We start from the raw sequence: 21,126 nt of genomic DNA, 5'->3' as shown, positions 1-21,126 counted from the left end.
ATTACCTCCAATTTTTGATTAAGTTAAGTCTGTCTAGTAAATCTTGCGACTGTGTTGTGTTGATTTTTGGCTGAATGTGACATTTTTCAACCAATTTCTCTTTGAGTGAATTTTCAACCACCATTTTTGAATATGCGTTTGATACGACAGCTACCTCGGTTGTTTCATTGCCCTCTCGCTCGAGTAACCCATCACAAAAGCCCAATTCAATGGCTTTATGGACATTCATCCATGTTTCACCATCCATCATATTGGATAGTTTTTGACGATTTAGACCTGTTTTGATTTCATAGGCATTCATAATGGATTCTTTCACCTCATCCAACATAGAAATGGCTTGTTTCATATGCTCTTTATCTCCAAAAGCAATCGTCATGGGATTATGAATCATCATCATGGAGACAGGACTCATCAACACCTTTGTCCCTGCCATGGCAATCACCGATGCAGCACTTGCGGCAATCCCATCAATTTTGATAACTACTTCACCTTTGTGGTCCATTAACATGTTGTAAATTTGAGCAGCAGCGATACAATCTCCACCCGGCGAATTAATCCACACGGCAATATCTCCCTGATGCTTGTCTAATTCCGATTTAAAAAGCCTTGGTGTGACGTCATCATCAAACCAAGACTCCTCTGCAATCGTGCCATTTAAAAACAATATGTGTTCATCCTTATTATTTGTTTTCCAGTTCCAAAATTTCCTCACTGGCATCATCCTCCTTATTCAAATTTGCGAATGCTCCTGCGTGTTTCAGTGGGAGCATATTGCCATTGACTAAATACAAATCGCCACCTTCTTCAGCTGGGATGCGATCTAAGTTTTCAAGTGCTCGAATATCATTGGCACTCATCCACCCATTTTGACGACCTACCGCATAGCCATTCATACGTGACTGATAATCCCCGCGAAGCAGACCATCCACATTAAACTTCACATAAAACTGTGCTTTTTCTTTATCTTTTAGTAATCTGCGATTAAAGGCTTGTTCAAACCGAATCACCCATGGATCTAAGGTGTATTTCACGAACTCTAACGATTGTTGTTCAATATTAGAAAAGCTCGACTTTTCAAGATCCCCTACCATATGTGGTGGAATCCTAAAAATTCGAGCAATTTCATTAATTTGAAATTTACGTGTTTCTAAAAACTGTGCTTCATTAGGCGATATAGAAATGGGCGTGTACTTCATGCCTTCTTCCAATATGGCGACCTTGTGTGAATTACTGCCTGAAAAGCCCCTTGTCCAACTTTCCCTTAAACTTTCTGCATTTTTAACCGTCCCTGGATGTTCTAAAATACCCGATGGTGTTGCCCCATTAGAGAAAAACTTCGCCCCATATTCTTCTGCGGCAATCGACATGCCAATCGCATTTTTTGCCATCGCAATCGGTGAGTAACCAACCAAACCATCAAAACCTAAACCTGGTATGTGTAAAACATCTTGATAGGATAATCTCACTCGTTCCCCATTAGTACTTAAATAGTCATAATAAATCGTATGGTTGTCATCTCGATCCACCGTTATTTTATCTGGCATGAGTGGGTATAACCCCACCACATCCCCTTTGCCATTACGGATGATTTGCGCATATGCATTCCCCCACAAGAGTAAGTGTGTCATCAAGGTTTCTCGAAAGATAAAACTCGTCATTTCACTATTTGGTTCATTGTGCAGGAGGTTATATAAACTATGATCCGTTGCTTTTTGACTCCCCACATCGGTTATCTCATACACATGAAGGGGGAGACTTGCCAATGTCTCCGATAAAATACGGACACACGAATATACCGCACTCATCGTCATAGCAGTCCGTTCATTCACACGTTTCCCACTAGATGACTGACCAATTAAAAATGAATAGCTGTTATTACTGAGTTTGTTTTCTGGTTTATCTCTTGAACGAAATAGCCCACTAAATAATTTCATTGTTGCCTCCCAATTTTAAGTATAATAAAAGCACCTACTTTTCAGTAGATACTTTCCCTTAATTATGATATTCCCCTTAAAAAAAGACCATTTTAAGTTTTTGTCTTACATGGACAATTCAACTAAATCATTTAAACACTTAACGATTTCATTAAATTCAATATCTTTAGCATATGGATTTTTCTTTTGATATCTTATCCATCTTTCTTTAACTAAAGAATCATTATTAATATTGTCAATAATTTGTTTCGCTTCATCTTTTGTAATTTCTGTCTTTCTATATTTAAATGTCATGAGAACGGCTATTTTAAGCTGTTCTGTATCTACCATTTCTAATTTATTATTCAAAATAGCATAAATATCATAGAAATCTTTACTTCTACTATTATTTTCTGCTCTTGCCAATACTGTCTGTAGTTTCTCTGATAACACAGATTCCAATGGATATATTTTTAATTCAATATTATCGCCTAAAATTGTAGTATAGTTCTCTATTTTTGGATACGGAAAGATTGGGTCACCTGTTGCAACATCAATAGAAAAAGGAATTCTAATATTTGATAAATGCCCAATTACATGAAACTTCAATCCACCATATTTATCTTCTACTCGAATTTCTTGCACATCACTAATCAATTCAAACCATATATCCGATTGATTCGTTTTTCCTAAAATATCTTCTAAAACTTTTTTTATTTCTGCAGCATTCAATTTTATTCCTTTTACTAAAAAATCAATGTCTTGAGTAGATCTATTTTGAATGCCTAATGCATACGTTAAAAGCATTCCTCCCTTGAGCATAAAATTTTCTTTATGATTGCTGTTTGCTAGTAATTTCAAAAATTCATCAAAGAAAAATTTACTTAATACTGTATTGTAATTTAATTCTAGTTCTTTAGCCTTTTTTCTTAATTTTTGCGTAATACTATCTTTATTCATGAACAATTACCTCCAGTATTTCCTCTATCTGCTGTGATATATTAAATGCCTTAGCATACTCTCTAAGTTTCCATATGTCTCTGGAACCTTTCTTTAGATAAAAATTCCAAGCTTTTGAAAATATTTCTACATCTTGGTTTTTTCTATCTCTTACCAAATCACAAAGAGTTCTTTCCATATCATAAGCATATACAAGATTTCCCATCTCTGTCATAACTTTAGTCAATCCTATCTCATACCATTCTTTTTTTATTTGATGAACAAAGACTGTTTCTTTGATACGCCATGCATTATATCCTTGTTTCACAGTGACTTCATTAATAAAGGGGATTCTATCGGTCAAACCATAAAGATATAGTGCCGTTTGGTAGGAATAAATGCATGCTTTGTTTTTAAGTTGAAAAATATAAAGTTCATCGTAATTATCATAATTAGAATCAAAATAAATACCTCTTGCAACTCTTTCGAGCTTTCCTTTTTTTACCATATTCGTAAGGTACCATGATTCTACTTCACTCTCTGATACTTCTTTAGCTGTTATGATACCATTATTTTTTTCTATCATTTTTCTTATCTTATCTTCATTCATCATTTCGCACTTCCTTTTGTGCTTTATTATAAAATAAATAACGCACAAATGCAAGCTTAAGGTTACATAAACAAAATTCCGCGCCCATCATACACACTTTCAACATTCACATTCCCACAACGAATAGCTCTATCTAATGCCATAATAGTCGCAATGGCACCGTCAATCTTTTCTGTTGATTTTTCCTTATCCGCTTTGATATTTCCTGCTGGGTCTGTTCGAATAAAAATGTTATCCATGTTCCAGCGTAAAACAGGATGCCCCCCATGTGCGATTTTCTTCTCTAGGGTTAATTTCATAAGTTCCTTAGTTGGTGGGCTCATATCTTTAAATCCTTGACCAAATGGCACCACTGTAAAGCCCATGCCTTCTAAATTTTGAACCATTTGAACGGCTCCCCAACGGTCAAAGGCAATTTCTTTAATGTTAAATATTTGACCTAATCGTTCAATAAATTTTTCAATATGACCGTAATGCACAACATTTCCTTCTGTCGTTTCAACATGCCCTTGCTTCTCCCATAAATCATACGGCACATGGTCACGTCTAACTCTTAATGGAATGGTATCTTCTGGCAACCAAAAGTATGGTAGTATCACATATTTATCGTCTTCATCTTCTGGTGGAAAGACTAATACAAACGCAGTCAAGTCAGTTGTAGAAGATAAGTCTAAGCCTCCATAACACACACGACCTTCTAGGTCTTCTTCATTCACACTAAACGCACACGCATCCCATTTCTCCATTGGCATCCAACGAATGGCTTGTTTAACCCATTGATTGAGTCGCAGTTGCCTAAAGGCATTTTCTTCTCCTGGATTTTGTTTAGCCGATTCACATGCCATTTCCACCTTTTCAATCGGTACGGTCACACCAAGTGACGGATTGGCTTTATGCCACACCTTTGGATCGGTCCAATCATCATTTTCATCCGCACCGTATATGACGGGATAAAAAGTAGGGTCGACTTTCCGTCCGTCTAAGATGTCCTTTGCTTTTTGATGCGTTTCAAAACAAATCGAATGGGTATCTGTACCAGCCGTTGTGATTAAAAAATAAAGGGGCTGTGTGCGTGCATCTCCACTCCCTTTGGTCATAACGTCAAAGAGCTTTCTGTTGGGCTGTGTATGCAATTCATCAAACACCACACCGTGAATATTAAAACCATGCTTGGAGTAAGCCTCAGCTGATAAGACTTGATAAAAACTGTTGGTTGGTAAATACACAAGCCGTTTTTGAGAAGCTAGAATCTTCACACGTTTATTTAATGCAGGACACATTCTTACCATATCTGCTGCTACTTCAAAGACAATACTCGCTTGTTGTCGGTCTGCTGCACAACCATAGACTTCAGCACGTTCTTCAAAATCTCCGCAACAAAGTAATAATGCAACGGCAGCCGCTAACTCACTCTTTCCCATCTTTTTTGGGATTTCAATGTATGCTGTATTAAACTGTCGATACCCATCTGGCTTGACTATCCCAAATAAATCTCTGATGATTTGTTCTTGCCATTGAAGAAGTTTGAATGGTTTCCCTGCCCATGTGCCTTTAGTATGCGATAGGCATTCAATAAAATTGACGGCATAGTCAGCAAACTCTTTATTATAGGTTGATGTCTTTAATTTAAACGGACTTGGTTTATAGGTCATGTTCTGTCCTCCCAATAAAAAAAGGAGCCAATGCTCCTAAATCAATTCGTCTAAAAGGTGATATTCTTTTTCTAGCTGTTCTAATTCTTGTGTGATACATTGCCATCTAAATCCATTTTTATAATAGTCTCGTTTGTTTTTTAAACGATTTAGTTCCTGTTGTCTTTCTTCTAAAATCTCTCTTGCTGAAAATGGATCAACTTGTATCATGTTAAAATGTTTTTCAAATCTGGTCATGTTACTTTCCTCGCTTTCATGTCTTTACACGATATATCACTCTAAAACGACTATTTATCAAGTGATTTTTTCACTATTTAGAATGATTTTACGACATTCTTTTTCATCTTCTTCAATAAAAGTGACAAACTTGTATAAACCCCTATCCGATCCATTTTTCTTAAGTTCTTGCTTGTTGAATGGCTTTATGCGCCTTGTTTATCACTTGACTTAGGGTTTCTGCTTCGCAAAAACGATCAAATGCTTCATCACTTAGTTGCCCTTTTGATAAATCCCATAAGGCTTCATGTGCTTGGTTGGCACACGTCTTTGCCGTTTGGGCAATCTCTAAAAATTGAATCGCACTGCCTACGTTTCCTTTTTGTGCTTGTTGAGTAGCTAAATCTGCATATTTTTTGCAGGCTTTTATTTCTGTTTTTAATCCGTTGAGTGCTTCTTGTGTATGTCTGTACATGGTGTTTTCTCCTTTTGTTTTGTTACACTATATATCACTCTAAACGCTATAAATATCAAGTCTTATGTTGATTATTTCTCATGATGATTCAATTTTTTTAATCATCAAGTTTCATACAACAATCTTCACCCAATACGACACTCAATCGACTACCATTATCCCAAGAAACCATAATAGAGCCAATGTCATCCACTCCTAAAACAGTCCCTTTTGTACCAATGGGTGGCGCTTGTTTGTCATCCATTTTAACAAGTTTCACTCGAGTACCGTTTTGGTACTCCAATCTTAATTTCTCAATGTTATTTTTCATTTTTTCCATCTGCTTTTCCCAACTCATAGACTTCTTTTAAAAGTTTCTCTAAACTCATCACATAAACATCCAAAAAGTCATCGTTATCTCGCATTCTAGGTACTAAATCGCCTCTACCTTCTAAAGAAAAAATATGCTTTTCTGCAACCTCGTATAATTTTTCGTTTAATGCTTGTGTCATCAGAATTAACCTCCTGTATTTTCGTTACACTATATATCACTCTAAACCGATTATTTATCAAGTCATTTGTTCGCTATTTCGAAGATTTTTTTCATAATATAAACGACACATGGAAGGGCGACACCGTTTCCCCACATTTTATACTGAGCCATATCCGAATATGGATCGGATAGCCATTTTTTAATTTGTTTATCAGACTTCGATTTGCTTTTGCCATTGATGAGTCGATGTTCTTCAAAGACAGCTCTCCAAAACACCATATTTTCTTCACTAGGTTCTAGAACCGCTAAATCACGACACCAGTCATCTGGAAAGCCTTGTAATCGACCACACTCTAATGGTATTAATCTACGCACCTTTAAGTTTCTTTCCATAACAGTTGGTGGATCTTTATAATCACTTGCCACAAGCGTCCCAACTTCATTCACATTAGCGATTGTATGGTGTGCGTTTTTGCTTGTGGAATACACCACAGCTAATCCACCTTGATTTCTGTCTGGATTGTTTCCTCCAGTATCAATCGTTCTTGAGGTATCTGTTTCGTAAACATTCGCCCTAACATTGCGTGTGTTTTCGCTTGTCAAACGAATGTCGTAAATTTTGGCATCCACTACCAATGGTTGATTATTGCCCCCTAAACCAAGGTTTGCCCCCAATGTTGGGGATACGTCAAGTGGTCCATTAAATCGACTGTCTTGTCCGTGATTGTCAAACACATACGGGGCTCGATTCCCTTTGGCACGAAGTGTGGCTGTGAAATCTTCTGTCACGTCCATACGCTCTCCACCTTGGTCATTTAGGCATAACGTAGGGCTTGTTCTAGTATTGTTGGTAGTGTCTTGTTTCGTAGTGCTGCTCGTTTCAATATCCCTTGGCACGCTTTTTTCGTCAAATAATATTTCACTGGCACATCTGCCATTAAAATCTGCGACAAGAAAGATTCTTTTGCGTCTTTGGGGGACTCCAAAATACCGAGCGTCCAACACTCGCCATGCAAGAGAGAATGCTCCACCCATGATGTCGCCACTGTTTGCCCATTTTGAAGGTCTAGGGATAGATGTCTGTATGTCTTTGATTTGGCAGATGGCTTCAAGGACACATCTGAAATCTTCTCCTTTGTTGCTTGAGAAGGCACCTGGGACATTTTCCCAGATGATAAATCGTGGATAGTTACCATTTGTTGCCTCCCTCATTTCTTTAATTACTCGAATGGCTTCATAAAAAAGGTTAGACTTTTTACCGTCCAACCCTTGTCTTTTGCCTGCTATAGATAAATCTTGACAAGGACTACCAAAAGTAATGATATCTACTGGTGGTATTCTTTTGCCGTTGATATGTTGAATATTGCCTAATTGTTTGACTTCTGGGAAATTCTTCCTAGTGACAAGCACAGGAAACGGTTCGACTTCTGAATTCCAAATCGGTGTAATACCAGACAATTTTGAAGCGAGTTCAAAACCTCCTGACCCTGAAAACAAACTTCCCATTGTTAGCTTACGCATTTTCATCACCTACTAAATCATCGTATGATACTTTCTTATTATCACGGACGACATACACATCATCCGACTTTCCGACTTGTTCGATATATCGTTTTACAATCACATCACAAAATTTTTCATCAAGTTCAATGGAATAACAGATTCTACCCAGTTGATCACTCGCCAGTAAAGTAGACCCACTACCACCAAACATATCGAATACAAGACTATCGGTCATACTTGAATTTTTAATCGGATAAGCCATCAACTCGATGGGTTTCATCGTTGGATGATCTGCATTTTTCTTTGGTTTATCAAACTCCCAAATCGTCGATTCTTTTCTACCGGTATACCATTGATGTTTACCTTTTTGTTTCCAACCAAACAAAATGGGTTCATGTTGCCACTGATAAGGGCTTCTCCCCAAAACAAGTGCCTGTTTTTTCCAAATACACGTCCCTGATAAATAAAATCCTGCATCTTTAAATGCTTTTCTGAAATTGTAGCCTTCCGTATCCGCATGGAACACATAAATACTTGCATCTTGCGCCATGACCTTTTCAGCTTGCGTAAAAGCATCACACAAGAACTGATAAAACGCTCCATCTTCCATATCATCGTTTTTAATTTTTCCAGCATTTCCTTCGTAATTAACGTTATATGGAGGATCGGTCACAACTAGATTCACTTTTGTATCACCCAGTAACGCTTTGTAGGTTTCTTCTTTCGTAGAATCACCACAAATTAACATATGTTTGCCTAAATGCCAAATGTCACCGAATTGTGTCATTGCGGGTTTCGTTAACTCGTCATTGATATCAAAGTCATCTTCTTGAATCTCTTTGTCATCATCAAACAGTTTGGATAATTCTTTATCATCAAATCCAAGTAAGTCTAAATTAAAGTCTAACCCTTGTAATTCAGACAACTCAATGGTTAATAGGTCATTATCCCACCCAGCGTTAAGTGCTAGTTTATTATCTGCGATAATATAGGCTTTCTTTTGTGCTTCCGTTAGATGTTCCTCTTTGATACAGGGTATCTTTTCAAGACCTAACTTTTGTGCAGCATAATAACGACCGTGTCCACAGAGAATTGTGTGATCACGTGATACAATAATTGGATTAAGAAACCCAAACTCTTTTATGCTGGAAGCAATTTGTGCAATTTGAGTATCTGAATGCGTCCTTGCATTGTTCGCATAAGGGATAAGATCATGAATATTGGCTAAATAATAGGTCGCTTCTTTGTTCATATCACACCTCTAAAAAAGACCCCATTCGGCTAGTTTTTCAAAACCACCAATGGCGTCTACATATTCTTTTGCGATGTTGACAATATCCTCATATGGTATACCGTCAATCGTTTCATCGCCAATAGCACACGAAAACATCACAGGTTCATTTACCTGTTGTGCTCTTAAAAACGCATAAATGTTGACCGATACATCTGCTTTCGATAAATCTTTACCATGTAAACCACCACCTGTTACTGAATCTGCCATATCACTGCCTAGCTTACGATTAGTAGCACCAGTATCTACATCCGTCCCACCTGTCCAATCGCCTAAAGGATTAATGATGGCATTTGGAAATTGACTTTGTAAAAACTGCGTATAGGCATTACTTTGACAGATGATTAGTTTCTCTTTGTCTAAAATATACTTGCCGTCAAATGGGTATTGTCTATAAATGTTTCGTGCAATATCTGATAGTCGTTTCTGTTCATCTGTGAGTGGAACACCTTTAAAGATACCATTATCACCACATCGCATTTTCTCTTTTTGATTATTTGCCAAATGTTCATCTTGTTTTTCAATAGTGATATCAGATGCCATCTTTCCAGCGATGCGTTCAATAATTGGAACAATCTCTTTTTTCTTTAAAGTGACTGTGGTTTCGATAATGACATGACACTTACCATGTCCAATCAATACCTCAATTGCAATCTTTGGTTCATCTTCCTTTGTATAGGCTAAGTCCACAATTGCCCCTGCAATGCGATCAGCAATCTTGTCTGGGTGTTGTGGATTTACTTTTTCAATCATATTTATAATCCTTTCCTAGAACGTAGTAAACGCTCCATCATATCATTTCCCGTATCTTCAAATACTTCTGTACAATTTTGTTTGACGATATCATAAATTTCATACCATAATAAGTTGGCTTGTTTTTGAAATTGAATCGACATCTGCACAAAGGGAGATGTCACCACTGCACCAGTAGTTGGATGTTTACCAAGCAACCCATAACTACTCATAGCTTCTTCACATTGGATATGTCTTGCCAATGCTTGTGCATAGGATTCAATCAACCGTTTATTCACTAACTTGTCACAGTTGCGTTCTTTAAGCCATAACCAAATTTCAGCATAAATCACATCAGCTCCAAGTGGCAAACCGTTCTTCTGATTCGCTGATAAATACTCACTCGGCTTGGGCATTGTGTTGCCTTCAAGTAAGACTCCTTCTGGTAAATCAACTGCATCTAATTCATGGACATCAAGTTCTAGAATATCGTTTGGCATCACTTTGACCATTTGTCCTTTTTGAATTTTATCTATGGCTGCTTGTGGTTTTGGACCAGTATTTCTACGTCTACCACCACGATTTGTCCCATCTCTTGCCATATGTTCCTCCTTCAGTTTTATATACCCTGTTTGAATAGGCGTTTTTGTGCGTGACGGGAGGCACCCGTTATTCTTCGGGATCAATCGTAGAGATTTTTACCCCCCCTACCCCTCTTTCTTTTTATTCCAACGACTACCATTTTTGGCATGAATGCGTGCATGACAAGACTGACATAAAGAAATTAAATTTTCCTTGTTATGCGTTCCTCCTTCAGATAAAGGGGTAATGTGATGAACTTCTTCTACCTGTTTCATATAACCTTCTTTAAAACATAATTCACAGTACGGATGAGCTTTGACATACCTTGCACGTATCTTTCGCCACTGTCCGTTATATCTTTTGCGTACAATTGGATTGCGGTCGTACTTCTCGTAGCGCTTGTTTTCTTGTCTTTGGTGTTCTTCGCAAAAGCGTCCGTGCGTTAAGTTTGGACACATTGGATGCGAACACGGTCGCTTTGGTTTTGTTGGCATCTTATTTCCTCCCATAAGAAAAGACCCAGTAGTATAAAACTACCGAGTCTTATTGAATTCTGATATCTTACCAAAATATAAATTTTCCATTGGAATTTTATAAAGTGCAACCATTTTATGAACGAGAGAGATTGGAATATCAGTCGAATCTCGTTCAAGTCGACATAAAGTATCTTTATTGATATTTAATTGATTAGATACCTCAATCAACGTTAGATTAGCATTCACTCTGGCTGCTTTCAAACTAATGATTATCATTAAGCTTTCCTCCATGTAACTGCTTTACGATATATAAAATTATTGCTTGTATGACAATCTCTATATTTTTTGCTGATTATATAATACCACAACATAAGAACTGAATACTACTGAACTAACATGAACTCAACTGAACTCGACTGAACAATTCATCAAGTTGTTTCAATGCAGTGCCATGCATCTTATAAATCCATCGCTCTGTGTAATACATACTCGCTGCAATTTCTCCCCATGATTTCTTTTCAAAGTACCTTTTAATCAATACGATTTGATGGTCCTTTTCCAGTTTAGAAATCAAATCAATCACATCTGCTCTCTTTTGAGTCAATTCATATTCTAGCGCTTTTATTTCTTCTTCAATCTCTACTGCCTTTATTAACGCTTCAGCCATTGGTTCTAGTTGACGATTCGGACTCTTTGGCATGTCAGAGTAAACAGGAGACCTTACACCTTCAGCTAACGTACGATAGGTTTGTACCATATACCGTTTTGATTCAATTTGGTTTTCAAGTTGTTTGATTGTTTTAAAAAAATCTTTCGCTTTCATGTCTTACCTCCCATGTTACTGAGGTAAGTTCTCTTTAGAACTCCTACTCAAGATTTGCTTTAACTGCATCCATCAGTGCAGTCTGTATTTTATCTTTTTGCTTTAATGCTTTCATCACATCAAAGTCAATTGTCCCTTTTGTCAATATGTGATGAATAATGACTGTATCTTGTTGCCCTTGGCGATAAAGCCGTGCATTCGTTTGTTGGTACAACTCCAATGACCAAGTGAGTGAATACCAAATCAATGTCGACCCACCTTGTTGTAAATTAAGTCCATGTCCTGCACTTGCTGGATGAATTAAAGCAACAGCTATTTTACCGTCATTCCAATCCGTAATGTCTTGGCTAGTTTTAATTTCTCGCACATCCAAGCGTTTCATGATTCTATCACGATCACTTTGAAACCAATAAGACACTAACACAGGTTTACCATTGGCCGATTCAATTAAATCTTCTAATGCATCCAACTTCTTATCGTGAATGGTATGTGTGACTTTATTCTCGTCATACACCGTACCATTCGCCATTTGTAACAATTTGTTGGATAAACTGGCTGCATTGATGGCATCGATTTCAACATCTTTTACTGTCGTAATCATTTCTTGTTTTAAGGTGTCGTATATCTTTTGTTCTCTATCGCCAAGACTTACCACCACTTCATTCATCACACATTCTGGCATTTCAAGATAATCTTTAGCTTTCATCGAAATCGTCATATCACTAATTGCTTGATAAATTCTATCTTCAGCATTGGCTTGTGGTTTGTAAGAATAGACAATTGCACCATTTCGTTTATCTGGTACGAAGTAAATATTGCGATAATGACTGATGTATCGACCTAGTCTTTCTCCAAAATCTAAAATACGAAACTGTGCCCATAAATCCATCAAGCCGTTACTACTTGGTGTACCAGTTAAACCGACTATACGTTTGATGTACGGCCTAACCTTTAAGATCGACTTTACACGTTTAGAACTGTATGATTTGAATGAACTCAATTCATCAATGACAACCATATCAAAGTCAAAACGGTGATGACTCTTATTAACCAACCAATCCATATTCTCACGATTGATGATATAAATGTGTGCTTTTTGACGAAGTGCTTTTTGACGTTCTTTCTCACTTCCCACAACAACCGAGTACGTTAAATGTTTTAAGTGTGACCATTTGTTGATTTCATTTGGCCATGTCGCACTCGCCACACGAAGTGGTGCAATAACCAATACTTTGGCTACATCAAAATAATCTAACATCAACTCATCAATGGCAGATAAAGTGATAATACTTTTCCCAAGTCCGCAATCCAGTAGTAACGCTGACACATCGTGCTTTAAAATAAACTCACTCGCATACTGTTGATACTTATGTGGTACAAATTCCATCTTTTTTCTCCAATCTGGCAATCATCTCATCAATGTGTGTGATGTGATCAAGAACGAACACATCAAAGCCTAAACACTCAAACTGCTTTTTACGTTTTATCTGCAGCCGTCTTAACTTTTTACCAGGTGCCTTAACTTCTACAAAAGCAATCTTCCCATCAGGCATCAGTATCACTCTATCTGGAACACCATTCATACTAAGACAATTAAACTTTAAACATAATCCATTTTTGGCTTTAACGCTTTTTACTAACTGCCTTTCTATTTCTTTTTCTAACATCGTAATCTCCTAACCTATGACAGGCTATGATGCCTATTTACCTATATAATATATATACTTATTTTTTTCTATTCTATATAAGGTTATATAATAGACTATCATATACCGTCATATTTCTGTTTATGACAGTCAATTACAGTAGTCTTTTGATTTCAAATTAAAATACCCACATTCAAAACCTACTGAAATGAGCGTCATACACTATCATTCAAATTCCGATTTCAGTTTAATTCCATACACTAAAGAACCTTTCATATTTTTCTTACGCTTAAAGTCTGCATTTTCAAGTGCAGCATAGAAGTCTGCAGTTCCTCGAGTAAACTCACCATTTCGTAAACAAAATGCGCGATACTCGCTATACAGTTCGCCACTTTTCTCAACTACTGAAACATCTACCTCACAACATTCTTCAATAAAGTGATTCAACCAGTCATTATTTTCCTTATAGACTTTAATCGCCTCTTCAACAACTTGTGGTTTTGTGATTTTAAAATGAGAAGCAATCACTGACTTTGCACCTTCAATGATCCAACTCAATATTGCCTCACCACACTCTTCATATAAGTAATCGGCATAGTTTTTAATATCATTTGATCCTTCAATCTTGGCATTAAATGGTATAACAATTAACCTACGCCACGTCCCTTTATCCAATGCGCCTACTTTAGGAAGATGATTCGTGTACAAAACAAGCGTATGTGTAGGCACATAACTAAATGGCGATTTGAATTTCTTTTCTGCAAAAATCTCGTCTGTTGAACACAGTTGTTTTACGTTGGATGTATTCATACGCATGCCTTCCTCAAGCTCTGCCGCAATAAGTAATCTCTTCCCTTTCGCTTCTGCAAGTTCTGGCTTTACATTTCGTCTACAGCCTACGGTTAACATGTCGGCAGAGATATTGCCACTATACGTTCCAAGCACTCTAGCAATCACATTCCAAAACGTGGACTTGCCGTTCCTGCCTTCCCCATAAGCAATAATTAGCGCCTCAACATAAACTTTACCGACACTCGCTAGACCGACAATTTGTTGTACATAGTCAATCAGTTCTTGGTTATTTGTAAAAAAGGTATTTAACGCCTCTTTCCAAATGACCATACCGGTATCGCTCGGTGCTACACTGGTTTGTTTTGTAATAAAATCTTGATGCTCATGCGACTTTGAACTACCTGTTCTTAAATCAATTGTGCTAGTTGGTGTATTCAATAAAAACTCATCCTTATCGAGCATTACGGGTTCAATTTGAACCAACGGTCGAACTTCTTTTAACGCAGACCAGATATACTTACTGTCTCTTCGTTTAATGGCATATTTTTGATAAACAAGTGCGTTCTTATACTTTTCAAAAACTCGCTTTTGATTGTCATTGAATTGACCCACAGCTTTTTTCTCACCTAACGATAAAATAATTGCCATCGCACCTAGTTGATTCAATTCTTTAATGCATTTTTGAATTTCTAATTCTGCTTCTTCTAACTGTCTTTCTGTTAATTCTTGTGATAAGGCTTGTGCATTTGGAAGTGACTCTTCCCAATAACTACCGTTATAAACTAAGTAGTCGGTTGCCGGTGAGTATTTTATTTTGTCTGCATATTCTCTTGCGAGAACGGTCGCTTGCCCTACATCTGAAAAGTCTGATGGTAAAAGTGTTAATTCTTGATTATAGTATTCTGGTGGAATATAGCCTTGTTGATTAGATACTTTCGTACCAAATTTTGTAGCACTTTTCCAAATCGTCATTAACTCTGATTCTTCAAGTAGTGGACTACATTTTTCTGCTTCCTTTAAAAACAATGCATAACACTCATCTGTATTTCCATACCGCTTAATCAGTTTACCTGCAATATGACTCATCGTAGCATTCCTTGAACCAGACTGTATGGTAAAGCTTGCTTCATCAAATTGTTCAAATAAATTCGTTTGTTCAAAACCAATCACATCTTCGATATCCACCGTTCCTTCAAACCACATCACTTCACTCACGGGATGACCAAAAATAAAGCGTGCAGCGTCCTTTGCATTACCATCCAAAAATGAAAAACGTTCATAGAATCGTTGCTTAAATACTTCACACTCACGAGCGAATTGAAATACACGATGTGGAATATATAGATGATGTCTAGGTCGAGCTGATTTTCCGTTTTTAACTTTACCATCATTTCTACTTGTAACAATTGCGTAACTTGCACCGCCCAATAAAAATTCATAATCTTCGGGATAAATCCAATCTGACGGTTCATCACTGTGGTCATTATCGCAATCAAATACATCACAGTCACATTCTAAAAAATTATCCTTACTGCGATAATGATTTTCAAAACTTGCACAGACGTGGTCAAAACTGACCACGTCCATGAGCTCTTCTGCACTAGTGACAATGTGCTTATTTGTATATATACAATTTTTCGCATTACCTTGATGAGTTGAGTTATAAATTGTTAGTTGCATTTTTCTACCTCCACACATTCCGTTGAAAAATAACGGATAAGTTGTCTTCGTTTTTTGGATATCTCCAGTTCTCCATTCATCCCATTTGTAATGGTTTCGCCAAACACCCATACTTCTTGACACTTACCAAGTAAAATCTTATCCATAAATAACGCAGACTGCCTATCGGCTAAACTTGCATCATCTAAAAATGGAAATAGTAGATGCGGGGTGAGTGGAATTGCTCCTTTCTCATAAGCAAACTTCGCATATTGGATTGCTTGATTGGTATTGAATGTTGTATCACCACTAAATGGCGCGCAAATATATACGATTGGCTTAAACTGCCCTTGTTTTTCTTTTATAATTCGTTGTGTGGATTTACTCATGTTCTTCCTCCCATTTTGATTTGTACCACTCTAGATGTTTTTTACGGTCTTCATAATTTGGAAATGCAACGAGTAAACCAACATCGACTTTTTGTAGTACTTCAATCAATTCCAGTTGTCGTTTTGTTAAATAAGGGCGAATACTTTTCCCTTTTTCGATACCATTCGTTAACCTAAACTGTTTAGCAGATTGCCCGATGGCAACTCTATTTATCAAGTCACATTCATTTGAAAAGTGATAGGGTTTTGGTTGTGAGTGTAATAGTTTTATATTCTCTGTTAACAAGGGAAACTCCACTCGCGCACTGACCAAAGTTTCAATAAAGCGTTCCATTTCGTTGAATCGCTTAATGTAAAGTTCTTTAAATTGCATTGCCTTTGTTCCGGTATAACCCATCACAAGCATTGTGAATCCATCTTTGGTTAAGAAATAACAAGGGAGAGCACGTCCTGTTTTATCTTTATACTTACCTCTATAAAAGTTCTTATCTACAAACCCTTCACTCAGCCCAGATTTGGGCTCAGTAATTCTTTCAATATCACGCAGAACATGTTTATGTTGTTTTCTAAATGCCTCCGCAACAAACAAGCTATCTACTCGTGCAATATCCTGCTTATCAGCAAAAATGCCAAATTCGTTTTTTGGTATGAGTTCCTTCATATGAACTACCTCCTATCGTTTTCTAGAGGATGTATCCTCTACTAAGTAGCCACGAAGGAAACTAAAGTCGGACGTTTCTTCTAATTTTTTTCGTAGACGTCTCCATTTATGAGATAGGTTATTTTCTTCTTTGGCAATTAGCTTTTTATAGTCGTTATCACTCATCCATTTTTCTTTTGGATGTTGTAACATAGCCATTTCTCTAAGTGTGTAATCTTCAAGTGCAACCTTTATGAATAAATCTAACAATTCAGGTTTCTGAATATGCTTGGCTAGTAATGCGCAGCATTCTGTATATTCTTGATGTTCTTCATGTTCCATTTGGGATTTGTAAAAAATTCGTGAATCTCGTACTTCGTCAATCAAAGGTTCTTTGAAGTGGTCAACACTATCTTTTACATCTTCAAAGACTGATTTGGAATATCCGATATGGCGATTGTGCGTATGCCAGTTGTTGTAATCGGGTCTGTTGTATTGTTTATCAATCTCCTCTTGAACTCTTTTTTGTAATTCATCTTCGCTTTCTTCTTCCATAATTTCGATACTTAACCATCCTGTTAATTCATTTACATCTACATCCATCTCAACTTCTGCTGTATCATATTTCATTTTAATTCTCATTTTTTGTCCTCGTCTTTCTACTCAAAGGACGAGATACAAAAAGAACCGTGGTATCAATACACCACGGTTCAAATAGTCGTTACGTAGGCACGACAAAAACACGGTCGGTGCATTGAATTTTAAAATTACCCTATGACTTTCGTCTATGTAATTTCTAAATTCTCGATGCATCTCGTCCGTTCTTGTAGGCCTACTTGAACTGTTTATGAGATTTTAAATAATTTTTCTATATCAAATTACTTTCTATTAAAAACTTCTTATCTTTGTTTTTAGTTACTTAATAACCTTATTAATGTAGAATTTCTTGTTGAACAGAAAGACTTTTGATATACTTTTAGTAAGAAATCTATAATTGTTTCTCTTACATACTTATTATATCAATTTGGCATATTTAAAATTCGGATTTTTCGGATGGATTCGGAAGTGTTCGGAAGAATTAATGAGAGGAGGTAAAATATGGAATTTGTTGATTACGCTAAAGGTTTACAACCATATATTTCAGAAGGAAAAACTGAAGCTGATTATTTTGTGGCTATCATTAGTAACTTTCTAGAAAATAATGCACTAGATAACTGTCATTTACTTAACTATAAAAAAGATACACAGTATCGCTATATGACCGGAAACAAAATAAGTCGAAGAGATGCACAATACGTTTATGATCATAGAGATTTGATAAAATACACTGAGTGGTTAAACAAAAAAATTTACAATTCAGATTCACGTGAACAGGTTACTATTTGGCTAACAAAAAATGGAAAACCTGGAGAATATATAGAAAATGAATGCCAAGAATTATTAGAAGAAATCATCTTATCTCTTTGTCAAAATGTTCAAAAACAAAAAAAGACTTCTTCTGAATTTGAAGAAAGTCTAATTTTAGTACAAGAAATAGAAAAAAAGATTGCTTCTTTACCTAAACCACTACCACTTTCAGTGCCTGATACCATTACTGATACTGAAATGCCTTATATAAGTCAACTGTTTGCAGCCTACGGAGATGCCGAGACCTGTCCTAATTTTTGTGAAGACACATTTAATAAATTTCCTGAGTATAAGCATGATTTTGATGATAGGCGTATAGAATATTTCTCTGCAGCGTCAATAGAACGAAGTGTTGCAGAGCTAAATTCACAAAACTTATCAAATCAATTTGATATTTTAAAGACTGCAACTTTTGACAACATTGTCGATACTTCAAGAAAAAAATATTCAAACGGATATGAAAAAATGCTAAATGTAATGGAAAAAGCAACTTCTAGTCCAGTAGAAAATTATATTCTTAGTAGTTCCCCTTACTGGATTAATGGAAAAATTAAGAAAGGTGTTTGTCATCATCTAGTTAATGATGGAAAACTCAAATGGGTGAAAAGTAATGATTAATAAATCTCTAATTGGGTCATCCTTTGAAACATCTCTAAGAGTAATGTTGATACTTGACGAGTTATCAAATTTTATTTTAGATGAACAGCAACTTTCCTGTATTGACTTTATCGCTATTTATGGTGCTAATTTTCATATTTTAGACAATAATTTACATGGAAATAGCCATTTAAGTTATAGTGAGTTTTCTGCTAAATCACAGCTAGTATCTAACTCTATTAAATTACTTGTTATAAAGAAGTATGTAGAACTTATTATAGATGATAAAGGATATGTATATAAATTAAGCGAAAATGGCAAACAAATTACTTCTAAATTTTCAAATGATTATAGTAATCTTTACAGAATTGCTCTAAGAGAAGTTTTATCTACTTTCCCAACGCTTAATAGTTATCAAATGAAAAATTTTATATATAGTACGACAATTCAGTCGTTGGAGGACTAAAAAATGAAAAGGTTTACAATACAAAAATTGACTGTATTTGGTGGAGGACATACAGATAGTACTATAGAATTTTCAAATGGTTTCAATTTAATCATAGGTCCATCAAATACAGGAAAAAGTTACATTATGGATGCGATTGACTATGCTTTTGGATTTACACCAAAACCTGGAAAACCATCTAAAATAGTTGATAATAATCATGGATATACCCATGTCACTTTAAAGTTAAAAACACCAAATGGATACGTTACTTTGACAAGAGAATTTGGTACATCAAAAATAAAAGTAACAAGTACAGATTATAAAATAGAAGATGGAATATACAGTGTAAATAACAATGCAAAAAAGAATATTAACAGTATATTGTTAGAATTAATTGGAATATCCGATGAACATAGAATTCTCGCTAACGAATCTGGCAAAACTCAAGCATTGACATTTAGAACAATATTACATCTTTTCTTTATGAAGCAAAACGATATCGATAGAGAAAATTCTGCCTTATTGCACCCTATCCCTATGGCAAAAACACCATCTATTGCTGCGTTATTTTATTTATTAACTAGTCAAGATGCTAATGAATTAAACCAAGTAATTGATCCTAGATTTACCAAAGCAAAACGGGAAGCTGTAATGATGTACATTCGTCAAAAAAGAGATGGATTATCAGATAAAAGAAAACAATTAGAAGCTAAAATTTCAGAAAAATACAATGATGAAATAGATGAAGTAATAGATAACCTATTGAAAGAAATAGACATTTTACAAAATGAACTTAATGAGGCACATGAAAAAAGCAATACTATCATTTCTAAACTATACAATCAAAATGAAAAGCTTATTGAGTGTAAAACACTACTACAAAGTTTTGATTCATTAAACACACAATATGCTTCTGATATCAGACGATTAGAATTCATCTTAGATGGAAGTATTACCTCAGAATCAATTAAAACTTCAGGAAACTGCCCTATTTGCAATTCTGCTGTAAAAGTAAATTATGATGAGAATATTATCCATAGTTCTTCTATTGAACTTGAAAAATTATCGAAACATATACAAAAATTATCTGAAGTCACAAAAACCACTGAAAAAAGAAAAAATCAAATAGAAATAATTATTTCCAATTTAGAACAAGAAAAATCTAGTCTTGATAAATATATCAGCTCTAACCTAAAAACAAAACTAAATGATTTTCAATCTGAATTGAATAAATATATGGACGTTGTTAAATGGAAACAGGAACTAAAAACTATTGACGATAACTTACTCATTCTAAGTTCTGATTTACATGAAAAAGAAATAGAAGATGATTCAAAACCTGAAAAATATAATATTATTAATATATTTGAACAACAATTAATTTCAGAGTATGAAAAAAAACTTATCTCTACTTTTGAATCAGTAAAATTCGGTGGTGCTTCATCTGTAAGGATTAATTTAACTTCATTTGATATAGAGATTGATAATAAAAGCAAACCCTCGTGTATGGGCGGTGGATATTGTGCTATCTTAAATACACTAACTACATTTGCCATGCAAACATATATTTTTGATAAAGATGGATACGCACCTGGATTCTTTGCAATAGACTCTGCTCTTACACAACTATCTGAAGCTGAATATATTAAAAACAAAGATTCTATTAAACATAATTTTATGGAGTATATGGTATCTCAATCAAATAGCCGTCAAATAATCATGATTGAGCAAAAAGATGAAATATCAGAATTTGAAAGAGACTGTAATACTAAAGTGATAGAATTCACTCGTACCCCTAATATAGGAAGATATGGTTTTTTAAATGATGTAGTAAACGCAGAACACAAATAGAATAGGAGATTAA

At 35.6% G+C, this 21,126-nt stretch carries 24 protein-coding genes; 3 read left to right on the top strand and 21 right to left on the bottom strand.

What is annotated here, in order from left to right; translation table 11 throughout:
• Position 1: 1 nt before the first annotated feature.
• From GMA11_RS02660 to GMA11_RS02555, 21 genes are all read right to left on the bottom strand, one after another.
• Complete coding sequence (locus tag GMA11_RS02660) at positions 2 to 718, bottom strand: head maturation protease, ClpP-related (protein ID WP_163545667.1); 717 nt, start codon at positions 716 to 718, stop codon at positions 2 to 4.
• On the bottom strand, positions 681 to 1,934 hold the full coding sequence (locus tag GMA11_RS02655; RefSeq protein ID WP_163545666.1) for a phage portal protein: 1,254 nt from the start codon (positions 1,932 to 1,934) through the stop codon (positions 681 to 683). Before GMA11_RS02655 ends, GMA11_RS02660 begins: the two co-directional genes overlap by 38 nt.
• Before the next feature lie 105 nt (positions 1,935 to 2,039).
• A complete protein-coding gene (locus GMA11_RS02650; RefSeq protein ID WP_163545704.1) occupies positions 2,040 to 2,873 on the bottom strand; it encodes a nucleotidyl transferase AbiEii/AbiGii toxin family protein in 834 nt (277 codons plus the stop codon).
• Positions 2,866 to 3,465 (bottom strand): type IV toxin-antitoxin system AbiEi family antitoxin domain-containing protein, encoded by a 600-nt coding sequence (locus tag GMA11_RS02645; protein ID WP_205422865.1) that lies wholly within the window; start codon positions 3,463 to 3,465, stop codon positions 2,866 to 2,868. Before GMA11_RS02645 ends, GMA11_RS02650 begins: the two co-directional genes overlap by 8 nt.
• Before the next feature lie 59 nt (positions 3,466 to 3,524).
• Positions 3,525 to 5,114, bottom strand: coding sequence for a terminase large subunit (locus GMA11_RS02640; protein ID WP_163545665.1), 1,590 nt, complete (start codon positions 5,112 to 5,114; stop codon positions 3,525 to 3,527).
• Between the two features lie 36 nt (positions 5,115 to 5,150).
• The gene (locus GMA11_RS02635; protein ID WP_163545664.1) at positions 5,151 to 5,351 is read right to left on the bottom strand and encodes a hypothetical protein; all 201 of its coding nucleotides are present in this window, start codon (positions 5,349 to 5,351) and stop codon (positions 5,151 to 5,153) included.
• Positions 5,352 to 5,511: 160 nt separating this feature from the next.
• Positions 5,512 to 5,805 (bottom strand): transcriptional regulator, encoded by a 294-nt coding sequence (locus tag GMA11_RS02630; protein ID WP_163545663.1) that lies wholly within the window; start codon positions 5,803 to 5,805, stop codon positions 5,512 to 5,514.
• A 97-nt stretch (positions 5,806 to 5,902) separates the two neighbouring features.
• Entirely contained in the window at positions 5,903 to 6,124 is a 222-nt protein-coding gene (locus GMA11_RS02625; protein ID WP_163545662.1) for a DUF4314 domain-containing protein, read from the bottom strand.
• Entirely contained in the window at positions 6,105 to 6,296 is a 192-nt protein-coding gene (locus GMA11_RS02620; RefSeq protein WP_163545661.1) for a hypothetical protein, read from the bottom strand. The genes GMA11_RS02625 and GMA11_RS02620 overlap by 20 nt, the downstream gene beginning before the upstream one ends.
• Before the next feature lie 62 nt (positions 6,297 to 6,358).
• Complete coding sequence (gene dcm, locus GMA11_RS02615) at positions 6,359 to 7,798, bottom strand: DNA (cytosine-5-)-methyltransferase (protein WP_163545660.1); 1,440 nt, start codon at positions 7,796 to 7,798, stop codon at positions 6,359 to 6,361.
• Positions 7,791 to 9,032, bottom strand: coding sequence for a site-specific DNA-methyltransferase (locus GMA11_RS02610; RefSeq protein ID WP_163545659.1), 1,242 nt, complete (start codon positions 9,030 to 9,032; stop codon positions 7,791 to 7,793). The genes dcm and GMA11_RS02610 overlap by 8 nt, the downstream gene beginning before the upstream one ends.
• Positions 9,033 to 9,041: 9 nt before the next feature.
• The gene (locus GMA11_RS02605; protein ID WP_163545658.1) at positions 9,042 to 9,824 is read right to left on the bottom strand and encodes an S-adenosylmethionine synthetase N-terminal domain-containing protein; all 783 of its coding nucleotides are present in this window, start codon (positions 9,822 to 9,824) and stop codon (positions 9,042 to 9,044) included.
• A gap of 2 nt (positions 9,825 to 9,826) precedes the next feature.
• Entirely contained in the window at positions 9,827 to 10,405 is a 579-nt protein-coding gene (locus GMA11_RS02600; RefSeq protein ID WP_205422864.1) for a terminase, read from the bottom strand.
• A gap of 105 nt (positions 10,406 to 10,510) precedes the next feature.
• A complete protein-coding gene (locus GMA11_RS02595; protein WP_163545657.1) occupies positions 10,511 to 10,879 on the bottom strand; it encodes an HNH endonuclease in 369 nt (122 codons plus the stop codon).
• A 373-nt stretch (positions 10,880 to 11,252) separates the two neighbouring features.
• Entirely contained in the window at positions 11,253 to 11,684 is a 432-nt protein-coding gene (locus tag GMA11_RS02585) for a sigma-70 family RNA polymerase sigma factor (RefSeq protein ID WP_163545656.1), read from the bottom strand.
• 43 nt (positions 11,685 to 11,727) lie between these two features.
• Positions 11,728 to 13,071 carry a DEAD/DEAH box helicase gene (locus GMA11_RS02580; RefSeq protein ID WP_163545655.1) on the bottom strand — a complete coding sequence of 448 codons (1,344 nt, stop codon included), beginning with the start codon at positions 13,069 to 13,071 and terminating at the stop codon, positions 11,728 to 11,730.
• A complete protein-coding gene (locus GMA11_RS02575) occupies positions 13,052 to 13,351 on the bottom strand; it encodes a VRR-NUC domain-containing protein (protein ID WP_163545654.1) in 300 nt (99 codons plus the stop codon). The genes GMA11_RS02580 and GMA11_RS02575 overlap by 20 nt, the downstream gene beginning before the upstream one ends.
• A 204-nt stretch (positions 13,352 to 13,555) precedes the next feature.
• Entirely contained in the window at positions 13,556 to 15,802 is a 2,247-nt protein-coding gene (locus tag GMA11_RS02570; RefSeq protein WP_163545653.1) for a phage/plasmid primase, P4 family, read from the bottom strand.
• Entirely contained in the window at positions 15,793 to 16,170 is a 378-nt protein-coding gene (locus GMA11_RS02565; RefSeq protein WP_163545652.1) for a DUF4406 domain-containing protein, read from the bottom strand. The genes GMA11_RS02570 and GMA11_RS02565 overlap by 10 nt, the downstream gene beginning before the upstream one ends.
• Positions 16,163 to 16,831 carry a Rha family transcriptional regulator gene (locus tag GMA11_RS02560; protein ID WP_163545651.1) on the bottom strand — a complete coding sequence of 223 codons (669 nt, stop codon included), beginning with the start codon at positions 16,829 to 16,831 and terminating at the stop codon, positions 16,163 to 16,165. Before GMA11_RS02560 ends, GMA11_RS02565 begins: the two co-directional genes overlap by 8 nt.
• Before the next feature lie 12 nt (positions 16,832 to 16,843).
• On the bottom strand, positions 16,844 to 17,452 hold the full coding sequence (locus GMA11_RS02555) for a hypothetical protein (RefSeq protein WP_163545650.1): 609 nt from the start codon (positions 17,450 to 17,452) through the stop codon (positions 16,844 to 16,846).
• 456 nt (positions 17,453 to 17,908) lie between these two features.
• Between GMA11_RS02555 and GMA11_RS02550 the strand changes: the two genes are divergently transcribed.
• Genes GMA11_RS02550 through GMA11_RS02540 form a run of 3 tightly spaced genes read left to right on the top strand, consistent with a single transcriptional unit; the run spans position 17,909 to position 21,113 of the window.
• The gene (locus GMA11_RS02550) at positions 17,909 to 18,835 is read left to right on the top strand and encodes an ABC-three component system protein (protein WP_163545649.1); all 927 of its coding nucleotides are present in this window, start codon (positions 17,909 to 17,911) and stop codon (positions 18,833 to 18,835) included.
• A complete protein-coding gene (locus GMA11_RS02545; RefSeq protein WP_163545648.1) occupies positions 18,828 to 19,280 on the top strand; it encodes an ABC-three component system middle component 2 in 453 nt (150 codons plus the stop codon). The genes GMA11_RS02550 and GMA11_RS02545 overlap by 8 nt, the downstream gene beginning before the upstream one ends.
• Before the next feature lie 3 nt (positions 19,281 to 19,283).
• Positions 19,284 to 21,113 carry an AAA family ATPase gene (locus tag GMA11_RS02540; protein ID WP_163545647.1) on the top strand — a complete coding sequence of 610 codons (1,830 nt, stop codon included), beginning with the start codon at positions 19,284 to 19,286 and terminating at the stop codon, positions 21,111 to 21,113.
• Positions 21,114 to 21,126 lie beyond the last annotated feature (13 nt).

The sequence above is a fragment of the Granulicatella sp. zg-ZJ genome, assembly GCF_010892355.1.
Lineage (GTDB): Bacteria > Bacillota > Bacilli > Lactobacillales > Aerococcaceae > WM01.
The sequence above is the reverse complement of the archived record's forward strand: the minus strand, read 5'-3'. Positions and strand labels throughout refer to the sequence as shown.